8 protein-coding genes are annotated in these 7,646 nt (G+C 69.3%); 3 read left to right on the forward strand and 5 right to left on the reverse strand.

Annotated features, from left to right (window positions below; genetic code table 11):
• Positions 1-5 precede the first annotated feature (5 nt).
• Both HDC31_RS16070 and pip read left to right on the forward strand, forming a co-directional pair.
• On the forward strand, positions 6-890 hold the full coding sequence (locus HDC31_RS16070; RefSeq protein ID WP_113681748.1) for a neutral zinc metallopeptidase: 885 nt from the start codon (positions 6-8) through the stop codon (positions 888-890).
• A 67-nt stretch (positions 891-957) separates the two neighbouring features.
• On the forward strand, positions 958-1,935 hold the full coding sequence (gene pip, locus HDC31_RS16075; RefSeq protein ID WP_179516338.1) for a prolyl aminopeptidase: 978 nt from the start codon (positions 958-960) through the stop codon (positions 1,933-1,935).
• 3 nt (positions 1,936-1,938) lie between these two features.
• On the opposite strand, the gene HDC31_RS16080 is transcribed toward pip, so the two are convergent.
• Genes HDC31_RS16080 through HDC31_RS16100 form a run of 5 tightly spaced genes read right to left on the reverse strand, consistent with a single transcriptional unit; the run spans position 1,939 to position 7,005 of the window.
• Entirely contained in the window at positions 1,939-3,759 is a 1,821-nt protein-coding gene (locus HDC31_RS16080) for an aldehyde dehydrogenase family protein (RefSeq protein WP_179516339.1), read from the reverse strand.
• Positions 3,760-3,787: 28 nt separating this feature from the next.
• Positions 3,788-5,182, reverse strand: a complete 1,395-nt coding sequence (locus tag HDC31_RS16085; RefSeq protein ID WP_257022239.1) for an MFS transporter — start codon at positions 5,180-5,182, stop codon at positions 3,788-3,790.
• A gap of 31 nt (positions 5,183-5,213) precedes the next feature.
• Positions 5,214-5,477, reverse strand: a complete 264-nt coding sequence (locus HDC31_RS16090; RefSeq protein WP_017831447.1) for a glutaredoxin domain-containing protein — start codon at positions 5,475-5,477, stop codon at positions 5,214-5,216.
• 53 nt (positions 5,478-5,530) lie between these two features.
• Positions 5,531-6,508 carry a cation transporter gene (locus HDC31_RS16095; protein WP_179516340.1) on the reverse strand — a complete coding sequence of 326 codons (978 nt, stop codon included), beginning with the start codon at positions 6,506-6,508 and terminating at the stop codon, positions 5,531-5,533.
• The gene (locus HDC31_RS16100) at positions 6,505-7,005 is read right to left on the reverse strand and encodes a hypothetical protein (RefSeq protein WP_258546536.1); all 501 of its coding nucleotides are present in this window, start codon (positions 7,003-7,005) and stop codon (positions 6,505-6,507) included. Before HDC31_RS16100 ends, HDC31_RS16095 begins: the two co-directional genes overlap by 4 nt.
• Before the next feature lie 135 nt (positions 7,006-7,140).
• Between HDC31_RS16100 and HDC31_RS16105 the strand changes: the two genes are divergently transcribed.
• The gene (locus HDC31_RS16105; protein ID WP_046746656.1) at positions 7,141-7,530 is read left to right on the forward strand and encodes an SIP domain-containing protein; all 390 of its coding nucleotides are present in this window, start codon (positions 7,141-7,143) and stop codon (positions 7,528-7,530) included.
• Positions 7,531-7,646: the final 116 nt, after the last annotated feature.

A 7,646-nucleotide genomic window follows, 5' to 3' on the forward strand; every position in this document is an offset into this window, starting at 1 on the left:
GACGCATGACCTTCAATCCCGATGCCGACATCTCGGGCAACACCACGCGTCGACGCGGCCGCACAGCGGCCATCGCCGGCGGTTCCGGCGTGGGAGTGCTCGCGCTCATCGCGCTCATCGCCGGTCCTCTGCTCGGCATCGACCTCAGCGGGTTGGTCGGCGGCGGCGCTCCGAGCGGAGGCACCGAGCCGGCCGGCGGATCGGCCATCGAGAACTGCGACACGGGGGCCGATGCCAACGCGAACGTCGACTGCCGCATGGCGGGTGCGCAGGTCGCCCTCGATGCCTTCTGGAGCGACAATGTCGAGGGCTACCGCGCGCCGGAGATGATCGTCGTCGACGGGGCGACCTCGACGCAGTGCGGCACCGCCTCCAACGCCGTCGGGCCGTTCTACTGCCCGCCGGAGGAGAAGGTGTACGTCGACCCCACGTTCTTCCAGCTCATGCAGCAGCAGTTCGGAGCTTCGGCCGGTGATCTCGCCCAGCTCTACATCGTGGGCCACGAGTGGGGGCACCACATCCAGAACATCACAGGCGATATGGACCGTTACCCGAACAACGGAACGGGCCCCGGTAGCAACGGAGTGCGCATCGAGCTGCAGGCCGACTGCTACGCCGGCGGCTGGCTCGGGCGGATGACGGAGCAGGAGGACGCCGAAGGCAATCCGTACCTGGAGAAGCCGACGGAGCAGCAGATCGAGGACGCGCTGAACGCGGCAGAGGCCGTGGGCGACGACCACATCCAGGAGCAGTCCGGCTTCTCGAATCCGGAGACTTGGACGCACGGCTCCAGCGAACAGAGGAAGCGATGGTTCGCCGAGGGCTACCAGAACGGTCTGGGTGTGTGCGCGCAGGTGCTGACCCTGCCCGCCGATCAGCTGGATCCGTGATACCGGACAGGTGCGAGAACGTCCGCTACCGTTGACGATGTAGTCAGCACGACCGGCCGGGGGACCGATGATGAAGAAGACGGATGCACTGTATCCACCGATAGAGCCGTACGAGACCGGGGAGCTGCTCGTCGGCGACGGCCACCGCGTCTACTGGGAGGTCAGCGGCAATCCTGACGGCAGGCCCGTGGTCTTCCTCCACGGCGGCCCCGGCAGCGGGACGTCCCCCTGGCAGCGGCGGTTCTTCGACCCGAAGCGCTACCGGATCGTGCTGTTCGACCAGCGCGGCTGCGGACGCAGCACCCCGCATGCGAGTGCTCCCGACGCCGACCTCCGCTACATCACGACGGCCCACCTGATCGCCGACATCGAGCTGCTGCGTAAGAACCTCGGCATCGAGAGGTGGCAGGTGTTCGGAGGATCGTGGGGAAGTGCGCTGGCCCTCGCCTACGCGCAGGCGCACCCCGAAGCCGTGACCGAGCTGGTGCTCCGGGGCATCTTCACGCTGCGTCGCGTCGAGCTCGAGTGGTTCTACGAGGGCGGAGCAGCGGCGCTCTTCCCCGATCTCTGGGAGCAGTTCATCGAGCCCATCCCGGTGCTGGAGCGCTCGCACATGATCGAGGCCTACCACCGCCGACTGTTCGATCCCGACCCCGCTGTGCACGTCCCGGCGGCGATCGCCTGGTCCACCTGGGAAGCGGCGACCGTCACCCTGACGCCGAACGAGGCGCAGATCGAGGCGATGGCCGATCCCGACAAGGCCACGGCATTCGCCCGCATCGAGAACCACTTCTTCGTCCACCGGGGCTGGTGGGAAGAGGGCCAGTTGATCGCCGGAGTCGACGCCATCCGGCACATCCCGACGGTGATCGTGCAGGGGCGCCACGATGTCGCGACGCCGATGATGACCGCGTGGGATCTGCACCGTGCCTGGCCGGAGGCGGAGTTCCGCGTGGTCGACGACGCCGGCCACGCGGCCACGGAACCCGGCACGCAGAAGGCGCTCCGGGCGGCGACGGACCGATTCGCCCGCGCGGAGCGCTGACCGTCAGGCCCGCAGCGCCTTCGTCAGGGTCTTCACGAGTCCGCTGATGCGGCCGTCCACCCGATAGCGGGTCAGCCCTTCGCTCACTGCGGCGCCGGTCCGCGAGGAGACGAACCACGGCGGCTTCGGCAGGATGGTGAGGCGTCCGCCCCCGTTCGCGATCGGGAGCGACCGCGGGAACGGGCGGAAGGGGCCACGCAGCACGGAGCGCTCGACCCCGTCGAGCAAGAGGGCGTTGTGCACGACGCCGATGCCGCTCCCGACGTCGTCGATCGTGCCGCCGGGGAACGCGCCCCAGGTGAGGGTAGGGGTGATGAACCCGAATGCGGTCCAGCCGTTGATCGCGATGGAGCCGTAGTGGAGCGCGGCGATGGCCCGTTCGAAGCCGGTGCCGAGCGACTTCTCGGTCGCGGGGTCGATCAGCAGGTTCGCGCCGAGGGTCCCCTGCAGTCTGTCGTTCGCGTGGGCGACAGCGGCGTCGAGGAACTCCTGGCCCGTGCCGGGCACGGTGACGACGCCCAGCACCGGTGCGAAGTACTCGGTGTTCTCCAGGGCGGTCGGATCGTCGTCGGCATCGATCTCGACGAGCAGTCTGTCGCCGAGCACGAGGGCATCGGGGTAGGCGTCGGTCGCGAGCTCCATCCGCGAGGGTGATCCCGGGTACCAGATCGGGCGCTCGGGGGCGTTCGCATACGCACGTCGCAGGGCTGCGCGGAAGGCGTCGGCCCGGTCCCAGTCGGACGACATGATCACGACCTGGCCCGCGATGCAGTTGTGACCGCAGTTCTGCAGGCGCATCGTCACGATGTGCTCGGCCTGGTAGGTGAGGTCGGCGTCGGTCCACGCGCCAGGCACCACGATGATCGGCGAGACGCCGCCCAGCTCTGCCGTGATCGGCTTCTTCAGCAGTGGACGGTTCTCGCGTCGACGTCGCTTCGTCGCGGATGCGCCGTCACCCTTCGACGGGCCCCAGACGATGGTGTCGAACGTCGCCGCCGAGCCGGTGATGTGCACGTGCACGAGGCCTGGATGACCGGTGAGATACGAGCCGGTGGCGGGCCCGCCGCGGACGATGCGCAGGAAGCCGGGCTCGATGAGGGGCGCGAGCGCGCGCTTGTACACGGGCACCAGCGCGTCCTGCGTGGGGTTCACCTTGAGCAGTGCCGTGCGGTTGTGGGCGAGCAGTTCGTAGAGCACATCGAGCACCGGGATCGAGGTCACGTTCCCCGCGCCGAGCACGAGGCCGACGCCGCCCGACTCGGTGGGCGTGCGCTGCGCGAGGCCGGCTGATGCGCGTGCCGCTCCCGGGGTGATCCCCGGTTCCAGCCAGACCTCGCCCGTGAATCCGGACAGTAGGAACCTGTCGATGCCGGTGAGGGGGAAGGCGTGTACGCGGGTGCGTCCGCCCGGTGCGCGATCGATGGAGATCCCGTCGAGGGGGTTGGCGCCGTTCGCGAGGCGGGAGAGCGTCTCGATGTAGGCGTCGAGAGCGCCGAGCACACTGTAGGGACCGCTCAGCCACTCCTCGCCGCGGAGGGGATGGCGCGCGTCCAGGCCCTTCGAGGACGCGGCCGTGTTCGCCCAGTCCTCCGCCGTCGAGGCCACGCTCGTCCGAACCGCCCGCAGCAGCGTCACCCGCTGGGCGACCGTGAGCGCCGACCACGTGCGCGCTCCGACCTGGAGGGCGTCGACAGCGGTGTCGAGCCGCTCCCGTTCGCCTTCGCCCAGCCCCGGCGCTTCGTTCTTCGGCGCACCCTTCGGCGCACCCTTCGACGTGGCAGCGGCGGCCGCTGGGGAGGTGGCGGTTGTGCTCGCAGAAGTCATCGACGTCTCCTTCGGACGGGATCCCAGCTTAGGCGTCGGAGGTCTCGAGGGCATCGATGTCCGCGCGGCGCAGTCGGTAGCGGCGGAGCGTCACCAGGCTGCCGGCCATCAACACGGCGGGCAGGATGCTGAAGCTGAGGACGATGCCCGTCACCGCGGCCGCCGGTTGCTCGACGGTGGTGCCGGCGACGGTCGAGACGTAGCCGGTCGCTGCAAGGGTCAGGGACACCGCCGTCGCGCCCAGGGCGAACCCCACCGTCTCCCCGGCGGTCCAGATGCCGGTGAACGTGCCGGCCTGCCCTGCCCCGCTCGTACGCTCGTCGTGCGAGATCACATCGGGAAGCATCGCCATCGGCAGCGACTGCAGCCCCGCGTACGCGATGCCGGCGACGGCGACCGAGGCGTAGATCCAGAGGCCGGGCGACCACACGGCCACGACGAGCGATGCGGCAGCAGCCGTGAACAGCGCGCTGGCCATCGCGAAGGCCCGCTCCTTGCCCACGCGTCGGGCGATGACCGTCCACCCCGGGGTCGCGAGCAGCGCCGGGCCCACGAGCGCGACGAACACGAACGTCACCGCATCCTCCGAGCGCAGCACCCACGTGGCGACGTACTGCGCGCCGGCGAGCATCGTCCCGGTCGCGAGGGCCTGCAGGACGAAGGTGCCCAGCAGCGCGCGGAAGGGCTGGCTGCGTCCGAGTGCCCGGAAGCCCGACATGTACTGATCACGCCACGTGGATGCGGCGACGACCGCGCCGGGCGTGACCGCGCCGCGTTCGGCGGCGACGCCCGCTGTGCGGGAGGCGATGAGCATCCCGATGCCGATCACGAGCCCGGAGGCGATGCCCATCAGGAGGTAGCCCATGACGGGGTCGTCACCGGCGTTGCGCAACGCCGGGCCGCCGGCGCCGAACAGCAGGATGGCCGCCGTGAGCACGACCACGCGCCACCCGAGCAGACGTGTGCGCTCGTCGTAACCCCCGGTCAGTTCAGCCGGGAGGGCGACGTACGGCACCTGGAAGAGGCTGAAGGCCGTCGCGGTCGCGAGGAAGGCCAGCAGTACGCTGATCGCTCCGGCGGTCGGACCCCACGACGGCGGTACGGCGAACGTGAGGGCGAAGAAGACGGGGAGTGCGAGCGCGCCGGTGACCATGAAACCGCGACGCGATCCGGTGCGGGCGAGCTGACGATCGGATGCGGCACCGATCAGCGGATCGATCAGCACATCCCAGATCTTCGCGGCCGTCACGATCATCCCCGCAGCGAGCGCGGCGACGCCGAGGTTGTCCGTGAGGAAGTAGGTCAGCACCAGCCCGGGCAACGTGGCATAGCCGCCGGTGCCGAGCGAGCCGATCGCGTACAGCACGATCGTGCGGGCAGACAGGCGGACTGATGCTCGTTCGGGCCGAGCCTCGGTGCTCATCGCGCCAGTGTAGCGGCGCGATGCGGCCGGATCAGATCAGCGAGAGCTCGCGCAGCTTCGACTCGACGTCGGCGTTCGACGGCTCCACGTGGTGCGAGGCATCGGGGTACACGACGACGGGGATGTTGGTACGGCCCGAGATCTCCTTCGCGACGTCTGCGGCCGCGGGCTCGGCGACGAGGTCGACATACGTGTACTCCACCCCGAGCGCGTCGAGCTGCTTCTTGGTGCGGATGCAGTCGCGGCACCAGTCGGCGCCGAACATCGTGATGGTGTCGGAGGCAGGAGAAGTCATGCACCCAGCCTACGGCCGCCCGGAGGGGCTGGCGCTGAGTGGCGGCTGGGCGTTCATCGACCGGTGTCCGCTTCGTCGGGCAGTCTCTCCACCGGCACCACCACGACGTCCTGCATCTTCCAGTCGATGTCGGTGATCCCCTCGGCGACCGCGGTCAGATCATGCAGCGCGACCTTGCGTCGGTGCGGCACGACGAAGGCCTCGATGTGGAAGACCTGACCCTGATCGCGCATGCGCACCCCTGCCTCGGCGATCCACGGGCGACTGCGCAGATACGACACGATGTCGGCGGCGAGGGGATGCGGGTGCTTGCTGTCGTAGGTGCGCGCGCGCTGATCCATCAGATCGACCACGGCCGTCCTCGTGTTGCGGAAGCCGTCCCAGATGATCCCGAGCGAGATGAAGAGCGCCGCCACGCCGTCCAGCCACCAGAGCCCGACACCCACGCCGAGCACCCCGACGATCGATGCCACCGTGGTCTGCCAGTCGGCCTTCGCCATGTCGGCGTCGGCGAAGAGGAGTTTGTTGTGCAGCACGGGGGCGAGCTTCGACTTGGCCGGGCCGTACATGAACACGGGGCCGATGATGACGACGACCATCACGGCGACCATGAGCCAACCCAGCCAGACGGTCTGCCCGAACAACTGCACCGTGCCGATCGTCGGGTGCTCGGCGGCGACCAGTCCGGTGATGGCCTCGACGGCGAGGTTCAGACCGACGGCCAGGAGCGCGACACCCGCGACGAGGTGGCCGACGCCCATGGCGCGATGCAGGCCGTACGGGTGTTTCCCTGTCGGTCGACGCCGCACGAGGAGCAGAGCCGTGAGGAACGCGATCTGCGGGATCAGCGACAGCATGTCCTCGATCCACGCGGTCCGCATCGCCTGCGACTCCCCGACCACGAGAGCGATGACGGCGATCGTGATCGACGTGTAGACGATCGTGAAGATCTCCCACTTCACCGCGCTGCGGATCGCGCGCTGCTGCTTCGGCGGCAGGGTGGTGCGCCCGAACTGCCCGGTCTCGGTCATCCGCCGACCTCCTCGTCGAGGAAGGTCTCGAGCTTCGTCAGGAACGCGTTCTCGCCGAGCGGGACGAGCATGACGATCTCGCGACCGTTCGCCCCCTGGATCTGCGTGTATCCACGGCTCACGCCGGCCTTGTCCACCCACGGGGTGTCTGAGGTGATACCTCCGGCGATGAGGTCGAGCTCGCCGTCCTCGAGCATCGACACCAGCGTCTCCTCCGAGGCGACCGTCCAGTCGGTCTCTGCGTCGATGCTCGAGGCGAACTCATCCACCAGGTCGACGATGCTCCCGCTCGGCACACCCCCGTCGACATGGACGAGGTCGCCGTCCGGCGCGGTTCCGACGCGCAGTTCGCCGCCCGACACGGTGCTCAGCGTTCCGTCCGGGTCGGCGGGCACGGTGACGCCGCAGCCGCTGAGCGAGGTCGCCAGGAGCAGGGCGCCGAGGATCGAGGCCGCCCGCGGCTGGAAGCGTTCGCGGCGTGACGATGGTCTGTTCACGCCAGCAGGATGCTCCCGCTGAGCGTCACGGCGCAGGTGGTTGACGAGGTGAGGGAGAGCGCGCTAGCGCCGAGACGGAGCGCCGCATCGGATCCATCTCTTGTAAGTAAGGGTGCCCTTACTTACACTGGGGGCATGGGCGCATGCGAACACCTGGAAGACCCCGACTGGGACGACATCGAGGGCGCCGTGCTCATCGCCGGCGATGCGGCCGATGCCGGGTTCATCGCACGCATCGCCGCGCGGCTGCCGTGGGACGCCCAGGGGGTCGTCATCCTCGAGGCGGCGGCGCGTATCCAGTTCCGACACATCGACGTCCCCGACGGGGTTTCGGTGCGGTGGCTGGTTCGCGGAGACGGTACCAGGGCCCACACGCGAGGAGAGAGGCTTGCGAACGCGGTGCATGCCTGGTGTGTCGAATGGGCCTGCAGCGAGCCGCCTTCGCAGTGGACGGTCTGGCTCGGGCCGCACACGCCACCGCACGTGGCCCGCATGGCGCGGAGCCTCCTCGGCGTCGCCAATTGAGCTGCGCGAGGGCCAATTGAGGGCTCTTCGGACATCCGGTGGGGTGAGGGTGGCCGGGCGGTGATTCGGCGGTAGGGGTCGAGGTCCCCGAGGATCAGAAGCGCTAACTCTCTGAT

The organism is Microbacterium sp. JAI119, from assembly GCF_013410135.1.
GTDB classification, from domain to species: domain Bacteria; phylum Actinomycetota; class Actinomycetes; order Actinomycetales; family Microbacteriaceae; genus Microbacterium; species Microbacterium oxydans.